The organism is Myxococcus hansupus, from assembly GCF_000280925.3.
Classification (GTDB): Bacteria; Myxococcota; Myxococcia; order Myxococcales; family Myxococcaceae; genus Myxococcus; species Myxococcus hansupus.
Genome location: NZ_CP012109.1, coordinates 50481 through 77022 on the forward strand (window position 1 = coordinate 50481; position 26542 = coordinate 77022).

The 26542-nt window shown below is 66.6% G+C and carries 20 protein-coding genes; 13 read left to right on the forward strand and 7 right to left on the reverse strand.

Going from position 1 to position 26542, the window contains the following annotated elements:
- Positions 1-129: 129 nt before the first annotated feature.
- Both A176_RS00225 and A176_RS00230 read right to left on the reverse strand, forming a co-directional pair.
- Complete coding sequence (locus A176_RS00225) at positions 130-681, reverse strand: putative ABC transporter permease (RefSeq protein WP_044889866.1); 552 nt, start codon at positions 679-681, stop codon at positions 130-132.
- A gap of 189 nt (positions 682-870) precedes the next feature.
- A complete protein-coding gene (locus tag A176_RS00230) occupies positions 871-2901 on the reverse strand; it encodes a hypothetical protein (RefSeq protein WP_002638064.1) in 2031 nt (676 codons plus the stop codon).
- Positions 2902-3233: 332 nt separating this feature from the next.
- On the opposite strand from A176_RS00230, the gene A176_RS00235 reads away from it, so the two are divergent.
- Positions 3234-3740: a hypothetical protein gene (locus tag A176_RS00235; RefSeq protein WP_021781172.1), complete on the forward strand. Its 507-nt coding sequence runs from the start codon at positions 3234-3236 to the stop codon at positions 3738-3740.
- Positions 3741-3874: 134 nt separating this feature from the next.
- The gene (locus tag A176_RS00240) at positions 3875-5974 is read left to right on the forward strand and encodes a monovalent cation:proton antiporter family protein (RefSeq protein ID WP_002638067.1); all 2100 of its coding nucleotides are present in this window, start codon (positions 3875-3877) and stop codon (positions 5972-5974) included.
- 40 nt (positions 5975-6014) lie between these two features.
- On the opposite strand, the gene A176_RS00245 is transcribed toward A176_RS00240, so the two are convergent.
- Together A176_RS00245 and A176_RS00250 are read right to left on the reverse strand one after the other, a co-directional pair.
- Complete coding sequence (locus A176_RS00245) at positions 6015-6734, reverse strand: glycosyltransferase family 2 protein (protein WP_002638068.1); 720 nt, start codon at positions 6732-6734, stop codon at positions 6015-6017.
- A gap of 81 nt (positions 6735-6815) precedes the next feature.
- Positions 6816-8258 carry a pyridoxal phosphate-dependent decarboxylase family protein gene (locus A176_RS00250; RefSeq protein WP_002638069.1) on the reverse strand — a complete coding sequence of 481 codons (1443 nt, stop codon included), beginning with the start codon at positions 8256-8258 and terminating at the stop codon, positions 6816-6818.
- Positions 8259-8446: 188 nt separating this feature from the next.
- Here A176_RS00250 and A176_RS39255 point away from each other — a divergent pair, with 188 nt between their 5' ends.
- From A176_RS39255 to A176_RS00260, 3 genes are all read left to right on the forward strand, one after another.
- On the forward strand, positions 8447-8683 hold the full coding sequence (locus tag A176_RS39255) for a SelT/SelW/SelH family protein (RefSeq protein WP_226994125.1): 237 nt from the start codon (positions 8447-8449) through the stop codon (positions 8681-8683).
- Between the two features lie 72 nt (positions 8684-8755).
- Positions 8756-9481, forward strand: a complete 726-nt coding sequence (locus A176_RS00255) for a hypothetical protein (protein ID WP_226994126.1) — start codon at positions 8756-8758, stop codon at positions 9479-9481.
- A 119-nt stretch (positions 9482-9600) separates the two neighbouring features.
- Entirely contained in the window at positions 9601-9906 is a 306-nt protein-coding gene (locus A176_RS00260; RefSeq protein WP_002638071.1) for a hypothetical protein, read from the forward strand.
- A 42-nt stretch (positions 9907-9948) separates the two neighbouring features.
- Here A176_RS00260 and A176_RS00265 read toward each other — a convergent pair whose 3' ends face one another.
- Complete coding sequence (locus A176_RS00265; RefSeq protein WP_002638072.1) at positions 9949-11469, reverse strand: hypothetical protein; 1521 nt, start codon at positions 11467-11469, stop codon at positions 9949-9951.
- 571 nt (positions 11470-12040) lie between these two features.
- Here A176_RS00265 and A176_RS00270 point away from each other — a divergent pair.
- The 8 genes from A176_RS00270 to A176_RS39525 all read left to right on the forward strand — a co-directional run bounded on the left by A176_RS00270 (position 12041) and on the right by A176_RS39525 (position 21917).
- A complete protein-coding gene (locus A176_RS00270) occupies positions 12041-14995 on the forward strand; it encodes a PQQ-dependent sugar dehydrogenase (RefSeq protein ID WP_021781171.1) in 2955 nt (984 codons plus the stop codon).
- 198 nt (positions 14996-15193) lie between these two features.
- On the forward strand, positions 15194-15601 hold the full coding sequence (locus A176_RS00275; protein WP_002638074.1) for a hypothetical protein: 408 nt from the start codon (positions 15194-15196) through the stop codon (positions 15599-15601).
- A 15-nt stretch (positions 15602-15616) separates the two neighbouring features.
- Positions 15617-16806 (forward strand): IS3 family transposase gene (locus tag A176_RS00285; protein ID WP_226993910.1). Its coding sequence is split into 2 segments (ribosomal slippage): positions 15617-15899 and positions 15899-16806, totalling 1191 coding nucleotides; the frame shifts between segments, so codons are not numbered across the junction.
- A 32-nt stretch (positions 16807-16838) separates the two neighbouring features.
- Positions 16839-17759 carry a TIGR02270 family protein gene (locus tag A176_RS00290; protein WP_021781462.1) on the forward strand — a complete coding sequence of 307 codons (921 nt, stop codon included), beginning with the start codon at positions 16839-16841 and terminating at the stop codon, positions 17757-17759.
- 22 nt (positions 17760-17781) lie between these two features.
- Positions 17782-18804 carry a DUF2169 family type VI secretion system accessory protein gene (locus A176_RS00295; RefSeq protein WP_021781461.1) on the forward strand — a complete coding sequence of 341 codons (1023 nt, stop codon included), beginning with the start codon at positions 17782-17784 and terminating at the stop codon, positions 18802-18804.
- Between the two features lie 56 nt (positions 18805-18860).
- The gene (locus A176_RS00300; protein ID WP_226994127.1) at positions 18861-19838 is read left to right on the forward strand and encodes a 3-oxoacyl-ACP synthase; all 978 of its coding nucleotides are present in this window, start codon (positions 18861-18863) and stop codon (positions 19836-19838) included.
- Positions 19839-19847: 9 nt separating this feature from the next.
- On the forward strand, positions 19848-21182 hold the full coding sequence (locus tag A176_RS00305) for a DUF4150 domain-containing protein (RefSeq protein WP_002637520.1): 1335 nt from the start codon (positions 19848-19850) through the stop codon (positions 21180-21182).
- Positions 21183-21185: 3 nt separating this feature from the next.
- Positions 21186-21917 (forward strand): hypothetical protein, encoded by a 732-nt coding sequence (locus A176_RS39525; protein WP_021781460.1) that lies wholly within the window; start codon positions 21186-21188, stop codon positions 21915-21917.
- A gap of 430 nt (positions 21918-22347) precedes the next feature.
- Here A176_RS39525 and A176_RS00315 read toward each other — a convergent pair whose 3' ends face one another.
- Together A176_RS00315 and A176_RS00320 are read right to left on the reverse strand one after the other, a co-directional pair.
- Positions 22348-24018 (reverse strand): DUF1501 domain-containing protein, encoded by a 1671-nt coding sequence (locus A176_RS00315; protein WP_002637518.1) that lies wholly within the window; start codon positions 24016-24018, stop codon positions 22348-22350.
- Between the two features lie 17 nt (positions 24019-24035).
- Positions 24036-26426, reverse strand: coding sequence for a carbohydrate-binding domain-containing protein (locus tag A176_RS00320; RefSeq protein WP_049872213.1), 2391 nt, complete (start codon positions 26424-26426; stop codon positions 24036-24038).
- Positions 26427-26542: the final 116 nt, after the last annotated feature.

Here is a 26542-nt window from a genome sequence, read left to right on the forward strand (position 1 = left end):
CCGTCATCGCGGGGGCAGACGCAGGCCAAGGTACTACGCGACGCAGCACGGAGGAAGAAAAGCCGGTAGCGGCTTTCACCTCTGGCAGGAGGGCAGTCGGCCATCGGACGCAGGGCCCCGCCGGGCCTTTCAGGGAATGGGCGTCGGCTCGCCCTGCGCGGCCTCGAAGCGCGCGGCCACGAGCCCCGCCTCCAGCGGCTTCTCCTCGGGCAGCGCGGCGGGGGGCAGCGTCCCCTGGGCCTCGGCGTCGCGGTACTCGGGTGTCTGACGCAGGGCCTCGCTGGTGACGTGGAGCAGGGTGTCACGCACGGGCTCGAACAGCAGGGCGGTAAGGTACCAGGCTGGGGCGTAATCCAGGCGGATGAGGCCGTGGACGCTCCACTTGTGGGGCGCGTAGTCCCACGGGCAGCGGCCGAGCAGGCGTTTGAGCAACCAGCCCGTGCCGTACTCCGCGCCGAAGATGAGCCCCGTGTAGGCCAGGGCCCGCAGGGGCCGGGGCAGGGGCTTGAGCCGGGCGGAGACCTCCTCCAGCGCCAGGGCCGTTCCTCCGTAGATGGGGTGCATCCATAGGTAGGTGCGCGCCGTGGCGTTGCGGTCCTTCTTCAGCGCGGCGCCCGTGCCGGTGAACATCACCTCGAGCACCCACCCGACACACCCGTAGACGAGGAATCTTGAAAGCACCTCGAAAAGCTAAGTCGGGCCCGGAGAAGGGGCACTCCTGCCCCGCAGGCCCATGACGCTTGTCCGCCGGGGCTGTGCCATGGCGGACGAACTGCCCGCCCCCGGATGAGGCCACTCGTGGGGCCGACACGGGCCCACACCCGGGAACCCCGGGCCCGCCCAGGGAGGGCGGGGCCCGGTGAGGCGGGGTCAGCCCGGGATGCCGGCCGACCAGCGCTGCGTGAGGTACAGCTCGGCGAGCTGGGCCGCGGAAAGGTCCTTCTCCTCGCCCACGTAGGTGCGCTCGGTGGAGATGCCCACCTCGCCGCCGCCCACGCCGGCGTGGATGCCCACGCCCAGGTCACCGGAGACGGTCTGCTTGTCCTGGACGGTGGCCTTCACGTCGACCTTGCCGTTGAGCTGGTCCAGCGCCTGACCCACCTCACCCCGAGCGATGCTGCCAAAGGCGCCGCTGGTGGCGATGTCGTTGATGTTGCCGCTGATCTCCGTCTTCACCTCGCGGCCCGTTCCGCCGCCCAGGCCCAGCGCGGACGCGGAGGCCTGCCGCGAGTCGGTCAGCGTGAGCTTCGCCTCCATCGTGTCCCGCGCGGAGGCGCCCACCTCGCGGGCCGTGCCCTTCGGGTCCTTGATGAAGTCCGTCGGGCTGAAGCCCTCGGGCAGCTCCACGCTCTGCTCCAGCTCCACCTGGAGCTTGCCGGAGGCGTTCGCGGAGGCGCTGGTGGGCAGGGACACGTCGCCGGGAATCTTCACGCCCGCGGACGCACCCGCGTTGGCGCTGATTTCGAGGCTCTGCTTGAGGGTCAGCTTCTGGGGCTTGCCGCCCTCCATTTCGATGCGGGCGGTGGTGCTCTGGTTGACGCCGGCACCGGCGCTGGCGCCCGCGCTGAGGGCATCCGGCAGGCCCTTCATGCCCAGCTCCGCGTTGACGCTGGCCTCGGCGCCCATCTTGAACTCCACGGCGCTCATGTTCTCCGTCAGGCCCGCCAGGTCCGACAGCGGGTCACCCAGCACCTGATTCACGCCGGCGCCCAGCACGGGGTTGGTCGCGCTGGCGCCCGCCGTGGCGGTGGAGGCCGCGATGATGCGGGTGGCGTTCTTGGCCTCCTCGGCGGTGTCGAACTTGAACTCCACCGTGGCGCCAGCGGTGCCGAAGGCCTCGGCGCCCACGTCCGCCGCGCCCTTGGCGCCCAGCTTGGCGGCGACGCCCGCGCCGACCTCGCCGGTGACGGCCACCGTGTAGCCGCCGCCCTCTTCCTCACTGCGGCTGACGCCCAGCGTGCCCTTCACCTTGCCGGCCAGCGTCGCGCCGTTGGCCTCGGCGTAGAGGCTGATGGAGGTGCTCTCGCCCGGCTTGAGCTGGTCCACCTGGCGGTTCAGGTTGACGGCGTCGCCAATGGCCCGGGCCGTGTCCACCGGGTCGCGAACCACGTCGGCCGTGCCCTGGAGGACCCCGCCGATGATGTCGTTGCCAATCGCCTGCAGGGGGTTGGCCGTGGGCGCGTCCTGGATGGCCCGGCCCGCGAGGTCCAGCCCGTCCGCGGCGATGTCCGTCGCCTTGTCGAGCACCGGGCCCGCGCGCTGCGCCGCCTCCTGGAGGACGTTCCCCAGCCCGTTCGCCGTGACGGCGGTCGCGGTGGCGGTGGCGCTCAGGGTGCGCTGCGTCGCGGTGCGGCCCGCCTCGAAGACGTCCCCGGCGGCGTTGCGCACGTTGCCCGCCGCGTCCTGCACGCGGTCCTTCGTTCCCTCGACGACGTTCCGGGTGGCGCCGACCACGCCGCCAGCGACCTGTCCGACCTTGTTCTTGGTGTCCTCGACGGCGTTCTGGGTGGCGCCGACCACGCCGCCAGCGACCTGACCGACCTTGTCCTTGGTGTCCTCGACGGCGTTCTGGGTGGCGCCGACCACACCGCCAGCGACCTGTCCGACCTTGTCCTTGGTGTCCTCAACGGCGTTCTTCGTGACGTTGGCCACACCGCCGGCGACCTGACCGACCTTGTCCTTGGCGCCCTCGAAGACGTCCTTCGCGCGCTCGGCGGCCACGGAGGAGACCTTCTCCTTCACTTCCGCGGCCTTCGCGGCGGCCTGCTGCGCCGCCTCCGCCGCCTTCTGCGCCGCGGCCTCCGCCGCACGCCGGGCCGCCTCCGCCGCCCGCTTCGCCGCCGCCTCCGCCGCTCGCTTCGCGGCATCCGCCGCGCCACCAATCAGTCGACCGATTCCCATGGGGGTACCTTCTCCAGTCCGTCACGGCCGTTCCTGTTTCGCGGGGGCGGACAGGACGCGGCGTGCGTGCTTCAGGGGTGTGGTGCGGAACGGCGGAGCCTCACGACGCGCCGTCCTGGGCCCTCCACCGGGTCTGTCGCGAAAGCAGGCACGGGGACCTCCTGCCCTTTAAAAAGAGCGGGTAGGGTGGGGGGCTGCGAGGATTCTCAGGAAATGAGGCGGAGGAGTTTCGTCGGCGTGGCAGAAACCAGGCCGCCAAGCCCTGGTTTGGCGTTTTCCCAACGTGGGGGAGCGCTTTACTGGGGTGCACCCGCGTAATACAGGAGAAGCGGATGCGCTCCGCCGGCCCGACATCGTTGCTGTCCGCACCCCGGCGACGCGCGCACGGGCTGGTGCTGGTCGTGGCCTTGGGCACGGCGCTTGCCTCCCTGTCGGGGATCAACGCGGTGCGCTGGGCGGAGGCGGCGGAGGCCGCCGTGGCGCTCCGTTCCGATTCGCGCGACGACGCGCGGATGGACCGCGGCAGCGTGGCCTTCGCGGGCAAACGGCCCCGGCAGTGGCGCAGTGGGCGCCTGGCCGGGGTGGGCGCGGACACCTGGGCCTTGGTGATGAGCGCCGGGGCGGTGGGCGTGACGAAGCCCATCCTGGGCCGGGGTCGCGAGCCCTTCCACCTGGGCCTCCATGAGGCACACCGTCAGGCTCGAGAACGGCGGCAGGCCGTTGCCACGGACACCGCCCGGCTGCTGCGTTCCGCGGCCCTGGCGGTGTCTGGCGGTGACGCGGGAGACCGGCCGAGGCTCGTCACCCAGTCGTTGCGCGGCCCACCCGCCCACGGCTGAAGACGGCGCTCCGGTTCGCCCCGGCCGTAACGCGCCTGCTCCTTTCGTTTCGTTCCGCATGATGCGCGGTCCGCCGGATGCCGCCGGGCCGGTTCGAACCTTTATCTTTCGTTGGGTTTTTTCGAGGTGCACCGATGCATGGAGCCCACGAGGTCCTCCAAGCCATTGCCGTCGTCCTGTGCGTCGCGGCAGTGACGACGGTCCTCTTCCAGAAGCTTCGCCAGCCCGTGGTGCTGGGCTACATCCTGGCCGGCCTCGTGGTCGGCCCCTACCTGCCGATTCCGCTCGTCGCCAATCCGGAGGTGGTGACGACGCTCTCCGAGCTGGGCGTCATCCTCCTGATGTTCTCGCTGGGGTTGGAGTTCAGCCTCCGCAAGCTGTTCGCCGTGGGCCCCACGGCGGGTGTCACAGCCGTCATCCAGTGCAGCATCATGATCTGGCTGGGCTTCGTGGTGGGACGCGCCTTCGGGTGGACCACCGTGGAGAGCCTCTTCACGGGCGCGCTCATCGCCATCTCCAGCACCACCATCATCGCCAAGGCCTTCGACGAGCAGAACATCCGAGGCCGGCTGCGCGAGCTGGTGGTGGGCGTGCTCATCGTCGAGGACCTCATCGCCGTCCTCTTGATGGCGACGCTGACGGCCGTCTCCTCGGGCAGCGGCCTGTCGCTGGGCGAGCTGTCCATCACCACGGGCCGCCTGGTGGCGTTCCTGGTGGGCCTGGTGGTGGTGGGCCTGTTCATCATCCCGCGCGCGGTGCGCTACGTGGTGAAGCTCAACCGGCCGGAGACGACGCTGGTGGCCAGCGTGGGCATCTGCTTCGCGGTGGCGCTGCTGGCGCAGGCCTTCGGCTACTCGGTGGCGCTGGGCGCCTTCCTCGCGGGCTCGCTGGTGGCGGAGTCCGGCGAGGAGAAGGTGGTGGAGCACCTGGTGCAGCCGGTGAAGGACATCTTCGCCGCCATCTTCTTCGTGTCGGTGGGCATGCTCATCAACCCGGAGCTGGTGCGGGAGCACTGGGCGGCCATCCTGGTGCTCACGGCGGTGGTCATCGTCGGCAAGATTCTCAGCGTGGCGCTGGGCGCCTTCCTCACCGGCAACAGCACCCGCACCTCCGTGCAGGCCGGCATGAGCCTGGCGCAGATTGGTGAGTTCTCCTTCATCATCGCGGGCCTGGGCCTGTCGCTGAAGGCCACGGGGCAGTTCATCTACCCGGTGGCGGTGGCCGTCTCCGCCATCACGACGCTCACCACGCCGCTGTTGATTCGCGCCTCGGGGCCGGTGGCCAGCTACGTGGACCGCAAGCTGCCCAAGCCGCTGCAGACCTTCGTGACGTTGTACGGCACCTGGGTGGAGCGGCTGCGGGAGGCGCCTCGGCGCCAGACGTTCGGCGCGGGGGTTCGCCGGCTGGCGCGGCTGCTGCTCCTGGACGCGGTGCTCATCATCGTCCTGGTGATTGGCACGTCGCTGATGGCGGGCCGGCTCGCCGGCATCATCGAGGCGCAGCTCGGCATCGACGACCAGCTCTCGCGCTACATCATCATCGGCGGCGCGATGCTGCTCTCCATCCCGTTCCTGGTGGGCGTGGTGCAGGTGGCGCGCCGGCTGGGCGAGGAGCTGGCGGAAGCGGCGCTGCCCGGACGCAAGGACGGACGGGTGGACCTGGCGGCGGCGCCCCGGCGCGTGCTGCTGGCGACGCTGCAGTTGTGCATCATCCTGCTGGTGAGCGTGCCCATCGTGGCGATTACGCAGCCGTTCCTCCGCGGCGCCATGGGCCCGGTCGTCGTGCTGGCCCTGATTGGCGCGCTGTGCGTGACGTTCTGGCGGGGCGCCACCAACCTGCACGGCCACGTCCGCGCGGGCGCGCAGGTCATCGTGGAGGCGCTGGCGGCGCAGTCGCACTCGCGCGAGCCCGGCGCGGATGAGCACGCACTGGACCATGTCTCCAAGGTGCTGCCCGGTCTGGGTGAGCCCGTGCCCGTCCGGCTGGATGCGTCCAGTCCCGCCGCGGGCAAGACGCTGGCGGAGGTGAACCTGCGCGGCCTCACGGGCGCGACGGTGCTGGCCATCCGGCGAGGGGACTCCAGCGTGTCCGTGCCGTCCGCGCAGGAGGTTCTCCAGCCGGGGGACGTGCTGGCGCTGACGGGGACGCACGACGCGGTGGAGGCGGCGAAGAGCCTGCTCACGGGCGCGCCGTTGCCGGCGACGGTCTCCGAGCCCTCGGGCGTCCAGGTGTGACGGGACGTGGGGGCGGCCCTCGCGCCGCCCCCGCCGGGGACTACCGCTTCACGCTGTACTTGGCGATGGCGTAGAGGGCGCGCACGCCGTCCTTCCAGCCAATCTTCTTGCCCTCTTCGTAGGTGCGCCCGTGGTAGCTGATGGGCACCTCGAAGACGCGCCAGTTGCCGCGCGCCACCTTGGCGGTGATTTCGGGCTCGAAGCCGAAGCGGTCCTCCTCCACCGTGACGGAGCGCAGGACCTCGGCGCGGAAGGCCTTGTAGCAGGTCTCCATGTCGGTGAGGTTCAGGCCGCTCGTCATGTTGGACAGCGTGGTGAGCAGGTTGTTCAGCACGGTGTGCCAGTAATAGAGGACGCGCCGGGGCGTGCCGGTGAAGCGGCTGCCGAAGACGACGTCCGCGTCCCCGTCCAGGATGGGCTGGATGACCTGGGGGATGTCACGCGGGTCGTATTCCAGGTCCGCGTCCTGCACGATGATGATGTCGCCGGTGGCCTCGGCGAAGCCCCGCCGCAGCGCCGCGCCCTTGCCCTGGTTCTTCTCCTGGAAGAGCACGCGCACCTCGTTGCGGTTGCGCGGCGTTCCGCCCAACAGGTCCACCCCCTGCTCCTGGAGCTGGCGGAGGAACTCGCGGCTGCCGTCCTTCGAGCAGTCGTCGATGAGAACGAGCTCCTTGGGGAAGTCCACGGCGATGCAGCGCCGCAGCAGCTCCGCGAGGGTGGGAATCTCGTTGTAGACGGGGATGACGAGTGAGACGAGCATGGCGTTTTGCGGCTGTACCGCATTTTGCGTCACGGGGCGACCTTCTGGCACACAAGGTGCGCGCGAGGTGAGGCGCTGCGTTCAGCGGAGCGCCGCGGCTCGGAGCGCGTCCACGAGCGCCTCGAGGTCCGCATCGGTGGTGAGGGGGTTGATGACGGTGATGCGGAGATACACGCCTTGGGGCAGCCTCGTCTGCACCAGGTAGAAATCTCCGCGCGTCACCAGCCGCTCCCGCAGCCGCGTCTGGAGGGCGTCCCAGTCCTCCGGGGGCACCTGGGCGGGCGTGTGGCGGAAGCAGAGGATGTTGCACTCGGGCTGCACGGCGACGTCGAAGTCGGTGGCGACGGCGAGCCGCTGGGCGAAGCGGCGCGTCAGCTCGTAGGACTCCGTCACCGCGTCCGAGAAGAGCCGCGTGCCCAGCACGGCGAGGCAGGCGTACACCTTGAGGGCCATCATCTCCTTGGTGCACTCCATGGTGCGCAGGCCGATGTCGCTCCAGGGGCGCTCGGTGTCGCCGTGGAAGATGTAGCTGGCCTCCTGGGAGAAGGACTCGAAGGAGCGTGCGCCGTCGCGGAAGAGGACGGCCGTCACCAGTGCGGGCATGAGCAGGCCCTTGTGGGCGTCCCAGGTGACGGAGTCCGCCCGGTCGATGCCGCGCACGAGGTGCCGGTGGGCGGGGCTGAGCACGGCGGAGGCTCCGTGTGCGCCGTCGACGTGGAGCCAGAGGCCGTGGCGTTCGCAGAAGTCGGCGATGGGCTCCAGCGGGTCGAACGCGCCGGTGGCGGTGGAGCCGGCGCTGGCCACCACGGCGATGACCTTGCGGCCGGCGCGGGTGGCGGCTTCGAGCGCGGCTTCGAGTGACTCGGGGCGCAGGCGGAAGCGGTCGTCCACGTCGACGGGCGTCACGCCGCCTTCGCCCCAGCCCATGATGCGGGTGGCGCGGGCGAGGCTGTAGTGCGTCGTCTTGGGCGCCAGCACGGTGAGCGGTGGGCCTGCGTGGGCGCCGCCGTTCCAGGCGTCGTAGCCGGCCTTGGCCTGCCGCGCGGCGAGCAGGGCGGTGAGGTTGCCGAGGGAACCGCCGGAGGTGAGCACGCCGTCGGTGGTTTCCGGCAGGCCGAGCCGCGCGGCCATCCAGCGCAGGACGTTGCGCTCCATGGCGGTGGAGACGGGGCCCATCTCGTACACGGCCATGCCGTTGTTGAGCAGGGAGGACACGGCGTCACAGAGCGCGGCCAGTGGGACGGGCGCCGTCACCTGGTGGCCCACGTAGCGCGGGTGGTGCAGGTGATTGGAGCCGGAGAGGACGCGGGCGATGAGGTCCGTGAAGTCGCCGGTGGGGCTTTCCGGGAAGGCGGCGGCGAAGCGGTCCACATTCACGGCGGGGGCGGCCCATGGGAGCACGGGGCCTTCGGCGCGTGAGGCGTTCGCGAGGTAGTCCGCGAGCATGTCCATCAGCCGGTGGGACTCCCGGCGGAAGGCGTCAGCGTCGTAGGCGGCGGCGATTCGCGCTCGGAAGTCCGTCATGGCGCAGCGGAACGTAGCCGTGCCGGTCCGTGCGAGGAATGGCCCCTTCGTCCGTTACGGGGACTGCGGAGAACCCTGGGTAAGAGGAGCCTCGTGAGCAGGCAGGGTGGCATGTGGTGGGGGCACGCACTAAGTCAGGTGCATGGGGCTCGCATGCCGCGCGTCCCGCTCACGTGAGGAGACTGGCCATGGCCGACCCGAAGGTGACGATTACCTACTGTACCGCGTGAGGCTACAAGCCTCGGGCCGCCCGTGCGGCGGTCGCATTGAAGGATGAGTTGGATGTCGAGGCGGAGCTGCTGCCGGGCCCTTCGGGAAGTTACGAGGTGGCCGTGAATGGCAAGGTGGTCATCCGGAAGGCCTCGCTCGCATTCCCCACGGACTACGAAGTGGTGGACGCGGTGGCGAAGGTGCTGGGGCGGTAGCGTGTAGGTTGTTGCCTGCGTATGAGCGCATAGAGACTACGGCCATGCGGTAAGCGTCATGTGCTCTGCCGCATGGCTGAACTCAAGGATACGCTTCAACTTCTGTCTTGTCGGAGTGGAGAGAGGCCGAACGCGGCCGACTGGGACCACGCCGACCTGCGGGGGAGTTCAATGAAGCGTTGGGCTGCGATGCTTCTCGCGACAATGGCCGCGTGTAGCAGTGGTGACTGGTACACGCGGAAAGGGGACGGCACGTTTTATGGCCGTCGCGCAGGGGACGTTTGGGTCCGCGGGCCGTGGGAGGAAATACGCCCATCACGCGATGTGGATGAGGTGATTGACCAGTTGTGCCCGGCCATCATGAAACTGCCTCGGGCGAGCGCTGGGGCCTATGGACAGGAGTACTGTGGGGCCATCTACAGCGTCAACGGCCTCTACTATGCGAGTTACGGCTCGCCGCTCGGCAAAACCATCCTGATGTACCCAGAGACGCGCAAGCAGTGCTATTCACCGCTCTTTGTGGTTGATGACCGTGGGCGTACTTCCATCATCGCGGACTATCACAGCCACCCCTGGCAGCCGTCGCCGATGTCTGACCGAGACTTGTGGAGTCATAGCCAGCGCTGGCTACTGCGAATTCAGTTCGATACCGCGTGTCGCGTCATGAAGCTCATTCCTTATGTGGGAGAAGATCGTCCTGGCGAGGTTTTCGCGAGAGAAGAGCGACGGTGGCGGTTGATCGGGCACATCCTCCCTGAAGATAAGCCCTTCGGCATCGTGACCAAGGTCGAGCCATGAAATGCTGGGTGTGGTTGGTTGGTGGTGTGTTTTTTTCGGGATGTTCGCTGTTCCAGAGCCCTTTCCGGCCAGTAAGGGCTCCACCGGAGGAGGCCGCGAAGATCACCTTTCCCTTCGCATTGTCCGAAGAGGAGAAGCAGGGCCTGCTGCGAGTTCCAGGCCACATCGCCGCTGCGATTGAACTCGCCATGGACGACTTCCGGCCGCGTGACATCAAGCCCCACCGAGACGCCACGGCCGACGAAGTCTGCATGTATCAGCGGGAGTCCTTCGATGTGACGACCATTCCCGGGCCCGAGGGTGTGCTGTTCGTTCGCTTCACGCTCAGCCCCAGCGCCTGTGCGCAGGAAGGCACCATCAACGACGCTGGCGCCACCTACGCGGTGGACACCCGGGGATGGCGCATCCTGGCGATTCAGCACTGACGCCGGGTTCTCTGCCTCCACAGGGAAGCGGTGCACGCGCGGCTACTGCACGCGCGTAGGCTCCACCCTGAGGCTGTACCAGCCCGTAGAATACTCCCGGCTCATCCAGGCCGCGACATACCCTCCGTTGCCATCGGGCATGAAGGTCGCGTCGGTCAGCACACTGTCGGCGAAGTTCACGATGACCGAGCCAAGGAGGTCATTGCCCAACGTGTAGGTCCGCTGGGTCGACTCGGTGCGCGTCTCCTCCAGGCTCGAGCCGAACTTGAGACCCATCTTCACCTTGCTCTCGAACGTCGTATCGATGCCGAAGTTGGTGGCGAACTTCACCGTCCGCGACTCGCTCTGGAGAATGGTTTCGGTGACGTCCACCTCCTCGACTTCAATCTTGATCGTGGACGCATAGTCGTCGAGGTCCCATGCGAAGAGCGGCAGCGACAGACTCTTGGTCACCAAGCCCGTGAGGCGGGGCTTGTAAAAGCCAAAGTTACCTGGGATTCCGGGGTAGCGCTCGTAGGTCAGGGAGAAGAGCTCGCCCGGAAGCGCGCTGAAGTAGGTCACGTACTCCTGCCCGAGCCCATTCTTCGCGTTGAGAAGGACCCTCACCTTGAATTCAAAGGCGCCGCCCATCCACCCCGAGTTGGTGCCCTGGCTGATGCCCGCCACCTCAGGGGCGCCGGTCTGGTCAGCAATCTTGGAGAAGGCGGTCGCCGGATCCCCAACCATCCTGAAGCTCCGGATGTGCTCCTGGTATGCATAGGAGAACGGGCCCCGGGTTTGGCTCGGAGAGATGTTGTAATAGATGTAGTCCCGCTGCCAGCCGTCGGTGTCGTAGTAGATTGACCAAGCATCCCGCAGCTTGGGGTCCGGGGTCGGGTTGAGGCTGGACGCGGACGCGGTGAGCGCGCGCGAGCCGTCGAAGCAGTCCGCCAGGAAGGCAAAGCCCAGATTGCCGCTGGCCTGCAAAATCCGCCCCTTCGCGATGGCGTCAGGCGTGTTCTTGGTGACGGGGATGACTCGCTCGTTCTCCTTGATGACGACGACTGGGAAGCCGGGGACGAGGTCCGCCGGGATGACGTGCTGCTCACCCTTGGCGTCGACGAGGGTGACATCGTTGGTCTTGTAGGAGGTGATGCCGACCACGGGAATCTGCGTGTCGGTGTCCCAGGCGTCCGCCGAGAAGGAGTTGTTGGGCAACTCAGGGACGAAGATCGTCAGCAGCGGGAGCTCCGTCTCTACGTCCGAGAGATGCTCCGCGCTCTCGAAATATCCCTGCAGTAGCTCGCGAACGGTCTGCCCGTCCGCGAGGGGGCGCTCCTTGATGAGGTGATAGAGCACGTCGTAGTCGTTATCGAACTTCGTCAGTGCTTCGTCCTTGATGAGCTTTCGCAGCGAGGGGCTGTCGGCAAGGGCTGACGCAAAGGCTTTGCCAAAGACAGTCTTCAGCGCATCCCGCCGCTCCTTGCTGACAGTTGGCGCAACAGATGAAGGGGGCTCGGTGTCGGTGGGAGTAGGGGAACAGGCGGTCATCGACAAGCCGATGAACAGCAAGCATTTCTTCATGGCACATGCCTCCAGATGGGGCGGGATGCCTGGGAGCGCATCTCGCTCATGCTCATTCCTAGCAGTGCTCCCTGTGGGCGCTGAAAACCCACAGCACGTTGGTGAAGTATTTTTTCAGAACCACAGTTCCGGTTTGCATTGGACGCCTCATGCGCAGTAGGGGCAATCCATTGCGGTGGTTTGGTCGAGAGCCGCTCGATGTGACGACCATTTCCGGTCCCGAGGGCGTGCTGTTCGTCCGCTTCGCGCTCAGCGCCTGCGACAGGTTCACTGTCTGTACTGGGAGCGCCAACGAGGCGGGCTCCTCTCCGCGCTCGGTAACCGCGGCGGCGCCAAGCGCCAATGAGAATGCTGCCGCCATGGATAGCGCACCCAGATCGCCAATGCCATGAGTGTGCTGATGTGGCTGGTTTCCGAGCGGCGATTTGAGAAAGCTACGACTGCACCGCAATTGGCTGCCCATTCTCAAGTTCATTCAAACCCACGGGCTATCGCGGTAAAGCTGGACGAAACCACAAGCACTCACGCAGCCCACGGGCCGCGTGAGCCTGTCCGGCTGGGAGCCATGGTAATGCAATCACAGTTGAAAATTCGTGAGCGGGTGAGGTCTCCCCTCACGTTCTTCGTCGTGTGCGCGGTCTTCTCACTCGCAGTGGGGTGCTCGACGGAGCCCGCCCCGGAGCTCGGGGTCTCGCGCGCAGGTGCCGTCGTGGTGGACCCCAACTTCTCCGACTCCGTCTTCGTCAGTGGCCTCCAGGGCCCGACGGCCATGACCTTCGCACCCGACGGGCGCCTGTTCATCTCGGAGAAGAATGGCTCGCTCCGCATCGTCCAGAACGGCCAGCTTCTGGCGACTCCGTTCGTGACGCTCGCCGTGGACAATGACAACGAGCGTGGGTTGATGGGCGTCGCGTTCGACCCCAATTTCGAACACAATCACTATCTGTATGTCTACTACACGTCGATTGACGGCAGCATTCACAATCGACTCAGCCGCTTCACCGCCAACGGCAACGTGGCGGTTCCCGGAAGCGAACTGGTGCTTGCGGATTTCCCGACGCTCGCCGCCGCCAACCACAACGGCGGTGCGGTTCACTTCGGGCTCGACGGCAAGCTCTACGTTTCGGTCGGTGAGAACGCGGTCTCCTCTAATTCACAGAGTCTGAACACGCCGCTCGGGAAGTTGCTGCGCTTCAATCCGGACGGCAGCATTCCCACGGACAACCCATTCTATGCGACCGCCACCGGGCTCGCCAAGGCGACCTGGGCGTTGGGACTGCGCAACCCCTTCACCTTCGACGTCCAGCCCGGCACTGGGGTCATCTTCATCAACGACGTGGGTGAAGGCGGCTGGGAGGAGATCAACCGTGGCCAGGCCGGTGCCAACTACGGCTGGCCGATGACGGAGGGCTACTTCTCGAATCGTCCGGAGCTTACGCAGCCGTTCTACGCGTACCCGCACGGCTCCGGCACTGCCGCTGGCAACTGCATCGCGGGCGGTGCCTTCTACAATCCACCGGTCCCCGCGTTTCCCAACGCGTACGTCGGCCAGTACTTCTTCGCGGACTACACCAACGATTGGATTTCGCGCATCGACCCGAACACGGGCACGCGTGCGCTGTTCGCGACGGCCGCCGAGGGCCCCGTGGACCTCGATGTGGGGCCCGACGGGGCGCTTTATTATCTGGCTCGCGGCGCGGGTCAGGTGGGCCGCATCGCCTACACCGCTTCGCTGCCGCCGACCATCGCCCAGCAACCAGCGAGCCTGTTGGTGTCCGTCAGCCATCCCGCGACCTTCACGGTGTCGGCGAGCGGCGAGCCGCCGCTCACCTATCAGTGGCAGCGGAACGGCGTGAACATCTCCGGCGCGACCTCATCCAGCTACGTGCTGAGCGCCGCGCAGTTGACCGACAGCGGCGCGCGCTTCCGAGTGATCGTGACCAACGGGATTGCCTCGACCACCAGCGCCGATGCGGTGCTGACGGTGACGTCCAACAAGCCGCCCGTGGCGACCATCGTGACGCCGGCCCCGGGCGCGACCTACACCGCGGCCACCCAGTTGCTGTTCTCCGGCACGGCCACCGACGAGGAGGATGGCACGCTGCCTCCGAGCGCGATGACCTGGAACATCATCTTCCATCACGATACCCACACGCATCCGGCCATGGCGGATACCACCGGTATTGCGAGCGGCGGCTGGCCCATCCCCAACGTCGGTGAGAGCTCGGGCAACGTCTGGTATCGCGTGCGGCTCACGGTGCGCGACTCGATTGGCCTCACCCACACGACGTATCGCGACGTCCACCCCGTTACGGTCCCGCTCACGGTGACCAGCGTGCCGACCGGGCTGCAGGTGCTGATGGACGGGCAGCCGTTCCTATCGCCCCATGCCACGACCGGAGTGGTCGGGGTCATCCGCTCGATAGGGGTCGAGTCGCCCCAGTATGCGAACGGAAGGTTCTGGTCATTCGCGTCGTGGTCGGATGGCGGCGCCCAATCACATACCTTCACCACGCCCGGCAGCGCGGCCACCTACACGGCCACGTTCGTCGAGACCTCGGGCGGGAGCTGCTACCAGATTCAGAGCGAGCGCACCGACAAGTGGCTCGTCGTCAACGGCGCGGGCAAGGTCGTCGCCGGCAGCGCGACGCAAGCCGGAGGGCAGATCTTCCAGCTCGTTCCGGCCGGTGGACAGTACAAGCTCAAGGGCACTGGCGACGTGTTCCTGACGGTGGTGGAGAACGAACTCACGATGAGCGCCAACTTCACCAGCGCGGAGTCGTTCACGCGGCTCGCCTGCGGCTATGGCGGGCGCACGCGTGTCGGCTTCCAGGCTTCCGCCGGGAGTGCGCCCCACTGGAAGGAAGTCACGCCGGACGAGCCGATCCAGAGTGGTGACGGCGGCAATGGCGGCGCCTGCAACCCGGTCGATGGCGGCGCCTGGGAAGCCTTCTACCTCGAACAGGTGGCCTGCCCGGGTGGCAACACCGACCCTGTGTGCGGCAATGGCATGGTCGAGAGCGGCGAGCAATGCGACGATGGCAACACCCAATCGGGTGATGGCTGCGATGAAACGTGCCAAATCGAGACTGGCAGCGCTGGCTGCGTCCGCATCCAGAGCGAGCGCTCCGACCAGTGGCTCACCGTCGACGGCGCAGGCAAGGTGGCCGCCCTCAGCACGACGCAAGCCGGCGGCGACATCTTCGAACTCGTCACGATTGGCACGAAGTACAAGCTGAAGGGCGCGAGCGGCGCGTACGTGGCGGTGGTCGCGGACCAGCTCGCCGTGAACGCGTCGCTTGCCACGGCGGAGTCGTTTACCCGCCATGACTGCGGTGTCCACGGTGGCCGCGCTCGTCATGGCTTCGAATCGTCGACGGGCACCGCGCGCCACTGGAAGGAGACCACCCTTAGCGCTCCCATCCAGAGCGGTAGTGGCGGCAACGGAGGCGTCTGCAATCCCGCCGACGCTGGCTCATGGGAAGGCTTCTACCTCGAGCCCGCGACTTGCCCAACGATGAGATGATAGGGCAATGAGCGTCTCCGTGGGCTCCAGGCAGATGAGCGACAGTCTCTTCCAGCCCGCAGAGCCTTTCTGAGTTACTCGGGCCTCGCGATGAACATCGCGGGGCCTTCGTACTCAAGCCCGTCTCCCTGACACGGGGGCGGTGGGCTGGTTGACGATGCTGCCATCATCACGTTTGTCCCAGCCGCGAGGATTGCCATGGTGCTGCTAGACATCTTGGAAGAGCACCTGAGTGAAGCGGCCTTCCAATGGGAGCAGTGGGAGCGCGCCTTGCGGGCGCCGGACTTCACCCTGCATGAGTGTGCAGTGGTGGAGGAGCGCCTGCGCGCCCATCTGGAGGGGATAGAGGAGGAGAGCGCAGTCGAGGCGGTACTGTGGCCTGCCTTCGAGACGGAAGAGCCTCCGCTCATTTTTGCAGCGACATATGCGCTGCTGGAAGTGGGAAAGCTGGACGAAGTGCTGCTCCAATTCAAGAGCGCCAAACCTGAAGCCCGCGTCGGTATCCGCCGGGCGCTGGAATTGAGCGAGACGCCAGCGCTGAGTGCACGCTTGACCGAACTGCTGAAGTTTGGGAGTAGCCCGGTTCCGTGGACACCCGAGATGTGATGGAAGGAGCACGGGATGTCCGCGACTGACGAGAAGCAGAGGAAGCCCCGTAGGCCACGCCGGGAGTTCACGGCGGAGTTCAAGGCCGGGGCGGTGAGGCTGGTGCTGGAGGAGGGGAAAACGATTCCCCAGGCCGCCCGAGACTTGGACCTGACGGAGTCAGCGCTGCGGCTGTGGGTCGAGCAGACGAAGACGGACCGGGGCGGGGGCAGGCCTGGAGCGCTGACGACGGTGGAGCGCGAGGAACTCTCTCGGCTGCGCAAGGAGAACCGGGAGCTGCGGATGGAGCGGGAGATACTAAAAAACGCGGCGGCCTTCTTCGCGAAGGAGATGAAGTGAAGTTCTCCTTCATCCACGCGAAGAAGGCCCTCTTTCCCGTCGCTGTCCTCTGTCGTCACCTGGGCGTCTCACGCAGTGGCTACTACGCCTGGGCGGCGCGGCCCGAGTGCGAGCGGAAGCAACGCGACCGGGCGCTTCATCTCGAAGTGGCAGCCGTCCACCAGGAGAGCCGGGGCACGTACGGCGCTCCGCGGGTGCATGCGGAACTCAAAGCGAGAGGCCAGCGGGTGGCGCGGAAGCGAGTGGCTCGCCTGATGCGCCAGGCGGGCCTGCGTGGCCGTGCACGGCGTCGCTTCGTACGGACCACCGACTCGGCCCACCACCACCCCGTGGCGCCGAACACCCTGGAGAGGAACTTCCAACCCGGTCAGCTCCACCGTACGTGGGTGGGTGACATCACCTATGTCTGGACCGACGAGGGCTGGCTGTACCTGGCGGTGCTGCTGGACCTCTTCAGCCGCAAGGTGGTGGGCTGGGCGATGGGCGAGAGAATCGACCGCGGCCTGGTGCTGCGCGCACTCGACATGGCGTTGCTCAGCCGTCCCGCCCCGCAACTTCACCACTCGGATAGGGGCAGCCAATACGCAAGCGAGGACTACCGCCGGCTGCTGGAGGAGCACGGCATCGGATGCAGCATGTCGCGCAAGGGTAACTGCTGGGACAACGCCGTGGCGGAAAGCTTCTTCTCCACCCTGAAGTTGGAGCTCGTCTACGTCACCCGCTTCAAGACGCGTGAGGCGGCGAAGCAGTCGCTGTTCGAGTACATTGAGGTGTTCTACAACCGGAAGCGGCGCCACTCAGCCCTGGGCTACGTCTGCCCTGCGGAGTACGAGCGGATGGCCGAAACCAAGAGGCTGGCAGCATAGTCAACCTGTCCACCGAACCGGAGCAGGCCCAGTTGGAGGACCTCGACCTTCAGGTCGATGCGCTGGAGACGCTGGCCTTTCGCAATGATGCGTCCCCGGAGGTGCTGGCGCGATTTCTCGCCCATGAGGAGCCGCGAGTACGAGCCGCGGCCCTGCGCGGGGCACTGCCGCAACCAGAGGAGGCGGTACGAAGGTTGTTGCCTCCCCTGTTGGACGCCTCGTCCCCCGATATTCGCGCAATCGCCATCGAGGCGGGGCTGATTTCTGGCGCGGGCCTGGCCTGGGATGCTTGCCGCAAGGTGGTGCGGTCTCGCTCCGTACTCAGCCCCGAGCTGCTGGTGCTACTCGCCATGGGAGGCGACGACAACGATGTCTCCCTTTTGGTGGACTTGCTGGAAACAGCCCCATTGCGCCCGATGGTCCTCTGGGCATTGGGCTTTAGTGGGCGGCTGGAAGCCATGGAAGCCTGTGTGAAATACCTCGCGGAGCCCGCCGTAGCGCAGTTGGCCGGAGAAGCGTTCTCTGCGATGACAGGTCTGTGGCTGGGCAATCCCTACGTGCTGCCTCCTGGCGAGCGCCCTGAAGGAGCGCCCCTGCCTCCCGAGCTACAGGAGGACCTGGATGCGAATCTGGTGCCATCCCCCGAGGACGACTTGCCCTGGCCGCGAGTGGCCACCATCACCCAATGGTGGGAAGGCGCTCGAGATCGCTTCGAAAAGGGGAAACGCTACTTGCTGGGCCAGCCTTTCAATGGCTCCGTCCTGGTAGATGCGCTGGAGATCAGTTCCATGCGGCGTCGGCACATCCTGGCGCGAGAGTTGGCCATTCGCACCCGAGGCCAGCACGTCGTCCAGACGCGCGCCTTTGCTCCCCGCCAGCGAGCGAGCCTCTCAAGAGTCCGAAGCGTCAGCGTTTCATTGAGTGGGAGTTCTTTCGTGCGTACCACGCGATGAAGACCGCAAGGACCGCTGCACCATGCCTGTCATCGACAACCTCACCTCCTTCGCGGCCGTCGACTTCCTCTCCCTGACGAAGGAGGGCGGGGAGTGCCTCGTCATCGTCGTTGCAGGCAGCTTCGTCCTGCCCCGGCAACGACGGTCCTTGGGGGCACCGCTTGAGTTGTGTGACGATCAATTCGCGCCGCCGCGAACCGACGCGTACTGGGGAGCGCCGGAGAAGTCGAGCCTCCGCTACGATGTCCCGTCCGCGTATGCGCGGTCCGCCACCGACATCCTGCTTCATGGCCGGGCCTGGGCCCCTGGCAGCCGAAAGGTGACGCGCTCCCAGGTGACAGTTCGGGCTGGCACGATGGAGAAGCAGGCAATCGTCTTCGGCACGCGTGTGTGGTACCGCGGCCTTGTCGGGTTGAGTGCTTCGGACCCGCTGCCCTTTGAGTCCGTACCGCTCCAGTACGAGTACAGCTTCGGTGGCAACGCCCCATCCAAGTACGAGGCCCGCAACCCCGTGGGGAGGGGCCTTTACGAGAACGCGAAGGAAGCACTCGACAAGCCTCTGCCATCCATCGAGGAGCCTCAGTCGTTGATACGGAGTTGGACGGACAGGCCATCGCCTTGTGGCTTTGGCCCTGTGGCACGCCATTGGCTGCCCCGCAGCAGGTGGGCGGGGACATATGACGCAGCCTGGGTTGAGAAACGAGCGCCGCTCTGGCCGCCGGACTTCGATGAACGCTTCTTCCAAACCGCGCCGCAAGGGCTCCAGGCCACTCCCCACCTCCGAGGCGGAGAGCCGGTGGTTCTAGATGGCGTATCTCCCGATGGCCCTATTGCCTTTGTACTCCCCAGCTTCAGGCTTCTTGCCCGCTGCGCCTTCGCCCGGCGGCGCGAGAAACGGCTCATGATGCTCGATACCGTGCTGCTGGAGCCCGAGGAGAACCGGCTCGTACTCACCTGGCGGGCTACGTTTCCAGCACATCGGGAACTCGCCACCCATGAGGTGACCACGGTACGGCTCCTGGAGCACTGGGAGGATGTGCCGTGAGCGGTGCTCAGGTGGTGGACATCGGATTGTGCACTCCGATTGGCGCTTCGCGCCACATGACGCTCGCGTCGCTGCGCGCAGGGCTCGTGCGCTTCGCGGAGACAGAGGTGCTGGACGCGCTAGGGAATCCCGTGAGGGCGTCGAGGCTGGGACTCCTTGACCCGGCCCTCTCGCGGACGGAACGCATGGTGGCCCTCGCACGACAGGCACTCGTGGGCGTGCGGCGCGTTTTGACAGTGCAACCGCGGGAGGCAGTGCCTCTGTACCTTGGGCTGCCGGAGCCCGGCAGGGGCGCCATGGTCGAGCAGGAGGCGCTCATGGCAGCGATGCTGGCCGAAACCCAGGAGCGGCTGAAGTTCGTGAAGGTGTATGCGACGGGGCGGGCCGCCTTCTTCGAAGCCCTGAGTTCGGCCCAAACGGACCTGCGTACCGGGCGCGCCGGGGCGCTGGCGCTCGTGGGGGCGGTGGACTCCCTCGGTGATAAGGCATCCTTGGAAGAACTTGCGGAGGCGCGACTGCACCTGGGGCGCCAGAATCCTGACGGAAGAATCCCCGGAGAGGCGGCGGGGTTCGTCGCCCTGGCCCGTCCGGGAGCCTCAAAGACGCTGGGGCTGGAGCCCCTGGGCGTTTTGCTAGGTACGGCGCTCGCGGTGGAACCCCGGCCCTTCACACGGCGGGAGCCCAGCCTGGCGGAGGGGCTGACCGAGGCACTCCAGGTCCTCCGGCGGGACCCGGTAGCGGGTGCACGCAGGGTGGACGGCGTATTGGCCTGCCAACCGGGAGAGTCCTTCTGGGGTACCGAATTCACTCGGGCGTACCTGCGCAATGCCGCACTGATGCCCGAGCCCCTCCGAGTGAATGTGGCGGGCGAAGGACTGGGAGATGCCGGAGCAGGCGCAGGCCCTGCCATGATGGGCGTTGCGCTACACCGGGCGAGGTGGCGTGAAGGCGGGCGGCGAAGGACGCTGGTCTATGGGTGTTCCGACGCCGGGCGGGTTGGCGCCTGCGTCGTGGAAATGAGTCCGGAAGTCTGAGGAGGAAGCATGACCAAGGTCTTCGCCAATGGCCGCTCGATTCTGCACAAGGGCGCCGGCAACACGCATGTCTCGGCCGCACCAGACGTATGCAAGGTGCCGACCCCTGCTGGCCCCGTCCCTACGCCATTCATCAATTCCGCCCAGGATTCGATGCTCGCGAAGGGGAGCAAGAAGACGACTATCGCAGGCAATCCGGTGGCGCTGACGAGCTCCGAGTTGAGCACCAGCTCCGGGGACGAACCCGGGACGGCCGGCGGCCTCATCTCCTCCAAGTTCAAGGGGAAGATGACCTGGGGCAGCGGCAGCACGGACGTGAAGGTCGAAGGCAAGGGGGTGGTACGTTTCCTTGATCCGACGCTGCACAACGGAAACACCTTCAACACGTCGTTCATCGCCATGGGTAGCACGGGACTGGCTTACGGTGACGACACGCAGTGCACGGTCTGCAATAAGTCGGTGGATACGCACCGGGTCCTTGAAACGCCAGAAGTCGCGGGGCACGTGGAGATGGTGTTCGTGGAGTTGATGAAGCGATTCAAGGCGCAGCGCCCCCATCTCGATAGGTACCTTTTGCTCCGGGAGAAGAGGAGCACGGTGGAGCGTAGGTCCGTCGAGAAGGCAAAGGAGGCGGCGATCCCGCTGGCGCCCAAGAAGAACAGGGCGGGCGAACTGCTCACTCAGCTCAGGTCAAAGGACGTCGCGAACAAGAGTGCCATCACGGCCGAACTTGGCCCCCTCCAGGCTGACATCAAGGAGGCGGAAGAAAAGATCAAGAAGCAGCGGGCGGAGGATCTCTTGGATGTCCGGGCAATCGAGCAGGAAATGGTCAAAACCAATGCGCAGCTTGAGGGCATGAACCCCGTCCTGCGATTGGACGACTCCACCAAGACGTTTATCAATGGTTACATGACGGGAGCATGCATCTGCAAATGCCCCCAGCAGCCCAACATGCTCGCCGCATGCTCAGGTGATGCCGCCTCCGGCTTCAAGGCAGCCGTCGCCGCCACGCCGTTCGAGTTGGTCGAGAGCTTCCAGAAAAGCGCGAGCCAAGCGCGGAAACTCGCAGAGAGCGGGCGTGAAAAGTGGGAGTGTGCTGCGCCCAAGCTCCTCCAAAAGGGCGGCGCCGCAGGACACAAAATCCGCGCCATGTCGGAGCGTTACTTCTCCCCCATGATGAGTCCCGAGACCGTGAGCGTGGAGTACGGTCGGCAAGACACGGATGACGAGGGGCCACGCGTCGTCAAGCAGGCATTCGGTCATGGAGAGTCCGTTCCCTCCTGTAAGGAGTGCCAGGCTCTGACCCCTGAAATGCTGTGCGATAACAGCAAGGAGTGCGCCTGAGCCATGGACGAACTGCTTGCACTCCTCGAGCGCTACGCGCCCGGCTACCGCAGTCAAATTGAAGGCTACCCGGATTTTCTCGTGGACGAGCTGGAGGAGGTCTTCGGCCGTCCACTTCCATCCGTCTACCGTCAATTCGCTGAGACCTTTGGGACGCGTGGGGGGCTGCTTCTATCCCAGGTGCGATCCTTCGACCCCATCCTTGATGTGGCCGAACTCTATCGGGTCGCCCCCAAGGGCGAGCTGCCTTCCAATCGGTTTCTTTTCATCTTCGGCGACCCTGATCCGCTGGCGCCTCATCACTACTGGCTCGACTTGGAGTCTCCTTCAGAGGAAGGAGACTGCCAGGTCGTGCGCATGCCATTTGGTGCGGACGCATGGAGGACGAAGCTACACCGGGAGGCCATAAGCCTCCGGGAGCTACTCTTTCTCTGGGCCATGGAACACGTCCACATGCCCGTCTTCCATCATCAAGCCAGCTATGTGGGCAGGGAGAGGCCTTCGAATCCCAGCGCCGAGGACCTCGCACGCCTTCTTGAGAAAATGGGCTTCGTTCAACGCTCCTTCCCTCGGCACAGCATGCTCTTTGAGCGGGAAGGCGCTGCGGCACGGCTGTACCGTCCTCCTGCCTCCCCCCACTTCAACCTCCGAGTGGGCATGCAGCGTCCCGAGGACCTGAAGCGTTTCCAGATGGTCCTTGAAGACAACATGGACATGGTGAAGCCTTCTGTTTGAGCAAGGCCGGACGATGAGTAAATCCAAGGAACGCCAGACGTGGCGTATTCGCATTTTTTACGTCGTGGTGGGCGTCCTGATTGGAGCCGCGCTCGAGCTTTTCTTTGGCCCCACCGGAGAATGTCGGTGGGACATGGATTGCGAAAGAGGTGCGACTTGTTACTCGCGAAGTGGCGGCGATAAAAGTTGGCCTGGGTACCCTTGGTGGGCGCGCTTCAAGCGTTACATGAGCTGTGGGATTCCGTGTAGTGCGGATGGGTTGAGGACGTGCCCTCCTGGGCTTATATGCTCCCATTCTTTGCATGGAGAAATGGATGTCTGTTTAAAGCGGCTGTAGGCGTCGTCTGTTGTCCCGCAGCCACTTCGCTAGCGCCGATACTCTGAGGGGGCTTTGGTACTCCCAAAGCCTGGCTCGCAGCGGCTTCTCCGCCTATCGCTTGATGTACGTCAGCGCGGGCCGGTCATTCTTGCCCTTGCCCGCGGCCCTCAGTGCGGCTGGGTCCAAGCCGGACAGGTGCAGTGCCGTCGAGTACACGTGGCCCGCATCCGTGATCGCGCTGGTCGGGCTCTTCGTCCGGCCCGGCACCAGCAGACCCGTGTCCGGGTTGTACGCCGGGTCCAGCGTGCCATCCGGCATCAGCGGAATGCCCTCCAGCGACGTGCTGCCCACGCGGCCGTACTGCCGGTTCCCTCGCACCGTTCCGCCCAGGAAGGCCGCGCTGCTCACGCGCCAGTGCTGGCAGCAGTCCTGGCCCATGATTTCGGTGTACTTCTGCGCGTCCGTCAGACCGGAGTTGGCCAGAATCGACTCCACGTCACCGGAGATGGTCCGCCCCATCTCCGAGGCGAGCACGATGGTGGTGAAGTCGTAATAGCTCTTCCCCGTCGTCCCGTACGGCGTGGACTTCAGCCGCGCCACCAGCGCCTTCAGCGGGTTCCAGAGGTTGCGGCGCATGTCGTTGCGCTGGTCCGTCTGCCCCTGGTTGTTCATGATGAATCGCCGGTCCCGGTGCGAGTCGAACAGGCGCAGGCTGCGGTTCTCGATGAAGAAGCCGATGGACAGGCCCTTCGTCATCAGCTCGTACGTCATCAACGCCTGGACGTTGGTGTTCGGCGTCTCCTTGGACCGCGCCGGGTTGCCGTTGATGGACGCCGAGTTCGTCGTCTCATCCTCCAGCGTGACACCGAACTCCTCCCGGAGCTGCGCGTTGGTGAAGAGCGTGCGCGGGTCCAGGTTGATGCTCCCACCCGCCGTCAGCGCGCGGTGAATCTGCAACGCGGAGGAGAAGGCGCGCACCGACTCGCTGTTCTTCGAGTCCAGGAAGTTCGCCTGGAGGTTGTCCGTGAACTGGCGGATGCGCGCGTCTCGCTGACCCTGCGACACGCTGCCCAGCGAGGACAGCCGCTCGCGCATCGCCATGGGCGTCTTGCCGTAGATGGTGTGCGCGTGCACCGGACCCAGGCGCTCGTAGTAGCCCGTGCCGTCCGGATACGACGGAATCGACAGCTCACCGTCGGAGAGCCACCGGTGCCACGAGACGTGCGGCAGCAGGTAGCCCTGCCCATAGGCCTCACAGAAGGCCTGGAGCACCGTGCGCTCGTCCTCGTTGCGTCGGCCGGCCAGGGACGCGCTGTAGCGGCCGTAGTGGTACTCCCACCGGCCGCCCGAGTGGAACGTGTTGCCGTTGTGGCTGGAGACCACCGCCAGGTCCGGGAACAGGTCCAGGCCGTCCTGCGCCAGGTAGCCGTACTGGATGTTCCCCTGCGTCCTCGGCGGGTCCAACGGCGAGGTGCCGTAGCTCTTCGGCCGGTAGAAGTGCTGGCTCCACGACGGGACGGGGCGCAGCTCTCCGGCGGGAATGACGCGCGGGCCGTCGTTCACCGTGTGGGCCGGGTTGAACATGCTGTACCCGTCCCAGCCGCCCTCCTGGAACCAGTAGATGAGGAAGTGCGGGGTGTCCGCCTCGGCGGCGGCGGCCTGGGCCAGCCCCAACTCCTTCTTCGTGCCCGGAACACCGAAGGCGCGGAAGAAGCGGAGCCAGTCCAGGGTGCTGATGGCTGCGCCCGCTGCGGCGCCTGCGAGGAATTGGCGGCGTTTCATGGCGGCAAGCTCTCCGGTCAGCGGCGCAGGTACTCGGGCGAGGTGGCGACGGCCTTCAGCACGGCCTTGAGGTTGCCGTTGCTCTCTTCACTCACGTCCCACAGGCGCTTGTAGACGCCGCGCTCGTCCAGCGCGTGGCGCATCTCGCGGCCAAAGAGCAGGGCGAACTGGGCGTTGAGCGTGCGGCGGACGAACATCTCCTTCTTCACCGCCTGCGTGGCGAAGGCCTCCATGCCCTGACCCTTGAAGGCATACGTCGCCACCAGCCCCCGGTCGCTGTCGTCCATGGGCTGCCCTTCGACATTCTCCGTGCGGTAGTTGCCCTCGTCGTCCCAGCGCAGGCGCTGGTGCGCCAGCGGCGTGAGCGTCTGGTGGCAGGAGAAGCACAGGCTGGTGGGGTCCACCGTGGAGGCCGCCGTGGCCGCGCCGCGCATGTCGAAGACCTCGGAGGGGATTTCGTACAGCGTCCCCATGAAGTCCGTCATCACGCGCGCCGCGTAGTTGTAGTGCGGCAGGCCAGGCTTGTTCTTGATGAAGCCCTTCATCGTCAGCACGCCCGTCTTCCCGTGCTCGGTCGCGCGCGGTACCGCCTGGAAGGCCGCGTCCACCGCGTACTCCGCCGTGAGCAGCTCGCTCAGCGGCTTGCCCTCGCGCATCAGGTGCGTCCACAGCCGCGCGGGCTCGTCCGTGTCCGCGGTGCCCTCGCTCTCCGTCCGCACCCGCATCCGCTCGAAGTAGTACGTGTGGAAGTCCTGCGACGCGAGGTACCCGTCGACCATGTCCTCCCAGGACTTCTGTCCGCGCTCCAGCGCGGTGAAGTCCTCGGCGGAGGGAGGACGGCCCAACAGGTCCTGCGCCAGCTTCACCAGCAGCAGCCGTTCCCGCTCCGTACCGGAGTGCGCCTCATAGGAAGGCGGCAGCGTGAAGAGGAAGTCCGGCGAACGCATCAGGCCCTCGCACAGGCCGCTCCAGGCCTTGGGCAGGTCCGCCTCGATGCCGTGCAGGTCCTTCACCAATGCGTATCCGTTGGCGCGCTCGGTCTCCGTGGCGGGGCGGTACAGCATCCGGCGGTAGAGCGAGTCCACCTTGGCCTTCGCCGCGTCCGCGCGCTGCGTGCCGGTGGCGGCCTCCGTGGGACCGTGCACCACCAGCGCGTCCACGTGCAGGTTGCGGTCGCAGACGCCCGACTCGTTGTAGTCGTTGGTGAAGGCCACGGAGATGATGTGGTCGCCCTCGGTGAGGGCCTGCGTGTGCGTGAAGTCCGCGTAGGCCGTGCCGTTGGACACGCCCCATTCCCGCACCATCACGCCGTCCACGCGGAGCTGCATGTTCGGCAGCGCGGGGCCGCACAGGTCGCCGCGCGCCTTCACCGTGAAGCGGAAGGTGCTGCTGGCCGGGAAGGTGTACGGGTTCGCCGTGGTGAGGGTGCCGTTGGTCCAGAGGTTCCAGCCGGTGCTCGTCCTCCCGCCGGTGCTCGCGAGAATCGGCGTGCCGGGGGGCACGGTGCCGCTGGAGAGCGCGGCCTGCTCCATCTCGTACTGCACCGTGACGGGGGCGGGGACATCCACCATGGGCTGCGCCAGGTCCAGCCCGGCGAAGGGGCCCGTCCTCGCCGTGGCCGCGGTGAGGCACACGTCGCGGCTCAAGTCATCCAGGCCCAGGAAGAAGTCCGCCGTGGCCACGCGCGCCTCGACGAAGTGGTTCTGGTAGTCCACGCCGCCGAAGAGCCCCACGCTCTGTGAGAAACGGTCCACCCCGCCGCGCACCCAGTCGTCGTTGAAGACGGCCTTCACCTTGCCCTTGAGCTGGAGGTAGCCCAGGAAGGGATTGTCATACGTGGCGATGGCCGGACCGCCGTAGGGTTCGAGCAGCGCCTGGGGGAACTCCTCGTCGGGCCGGGACAGCGGCTGGCGCGCCTCCACCGCCGCGAGCTGGCAGGTGAGGCTGGCGACGTTGGCGATCTCCCGCTCGCTCCAGGGCGCCGCGCCCCGAGGCATGCGCGCCGACTCGTCCGTGGTGACGAGCCGCGACAGCAGCGAGCCCGACTCCGGCGTCAGGAAGCCCGCCGCGCGCAGGGCGTAGAAGGACTCCAGCCCGTTGCTGCTCACCGTGAAGAGGCGGCCTTGGGTGGTGCCGTGGCAGGAGATGCAGCCGGAGGACTCCCGCACCATGGCCGGGTGAACCACCCGCGCGAAGTCCGCCGCCACCGTCTGCAGCGTGATGTCCGCGGGAACGCTCCCCAGGTCGCATCGCAGTGAGCCGTCCTGCTGGATGGGCGGCGGGTCCGGATTGCCGTCATCCGGCGGGCCGCCCTGCAGGTCGAGCGACGCCTGGCCGTAGCAGCCGGCGGTGAACATCGCGAGTGCCGCGAGGGCGTGGCGCCACGGGCGCGGGGGGAGTGCGCTCATGAGCCCTCCATGGGGGATGGGGGTGACCGTCAGCGTCTCACGATTGTCCACCAGATGACGAATCGGCCTCTGAAAAATCCAGGAAAACAAGGTAACTGCCTGGAAATCCGAGGCTG

Bases quoted from the DNA above. Each gene is read 5' to 3' on its own strand.
- A176_RS00230 (WP_002638064.1), bottom strand. From the start codon at position 2,901: ATGGGAATCGGTCGACTGATTGGTGGCGCGGCGGATGCCGCGAAGCGA.
- A176_RS00235 (WP_021781172.1), top strand. From the start codon at position 3,234: ATGCGCTCCGCCGGCCCGACATCGTTGCTGTCCGCACCCCGGCGACGC.
- A176_RS00240 (WP_002638067.1), top strand. From the start codon at position 3,875: ATGCATGGAGCCCACGAGGTCCTCCAAGCCATTGCCGTCGTCCTGTGC.
- A176_RS00245 (WP_002638068.1), bottom strand. From the start codon at position 6,734: ATGCTCGTCTCACTCGTCATCCCCGTCTACAACGAGATTCCCACCCTC.
- A176_RS00250 (WP_002638069.1), bottom strand. From the start codon at position 8,258: ATGACGGACTTCCGAGCGCGAATCGCCGCCGCCTACGACGCTGACGCC.
- A176_RS00255 (WP_226994126.1), top strand. From the start codon at position 8,756: ATGGCTGAACTCAAGGATACGCTTCAACTTCTGTCTTGTCGGAGTGGA.
- A176_RS00265 (WP_002638072.1), bottom strand. From the start codon at position 11,469: ATGAAGAAATGCTTGCTGTTCATCGGCTTGTCGATGACCGCCTGTTCC.
- A176_RS00270 (WP_021781171.1), top strand. From the start codon at position 12,041: ATGCAATCACAGTTGAAAATTCGTGAGCGGGTGAGGTCTCCCCTCACG.
- A176_RS00275 (WP_002638074.1), top strand. From the start codon at position 15,194: ATGGTGCTGCTAGACATCTTGGAAGAGCACCTGAGTGAAGCGGCCTTC.
- A176_RS00295 (WP_021781461.1), top strand. From the start codon at position 17,782: ATGCCTGTCATCGACAACCTCACCTCCTTCGCGGCCGTCGACTTCCTC.
- A176_RS00300 (WP_226994127.1), top strand. From the start codon at position 18,861: ATGACGCTCGCGTCGCTGCGCGCAGGGCTCGTGCGCTTCGCGGAGACA.
- A176_RS00305 (WP_002637520.1), top strand. From the start codon at position 19,848: ATGACCAAGGTCTTCGCCAATGGCCGCTCGATTCTGCACAAGGGCGCC.
- A176_RS39525 (WP_021781460.1), top strand. From the start codon at position 21,186: ATGGACGAACTGCTTGCACTCCTCGAGCGCTACGCGCCCGGCTACCGC.
- A176_RS00315 (WP_002637518.1), bottom strand. From the start codon at position 24,018: ATGAAACGCCGCCAATTCCTCGCAGGCGCCGCAGCGGGCGCAGCCATC.
- A176_RS00320 (WP_049872213.1), bottom strand. From the start codon at position 26,426: ATGAGCGCACTCCCCCCGCGCCCGTGGCGCCACGCCCTCGCGGCACTC.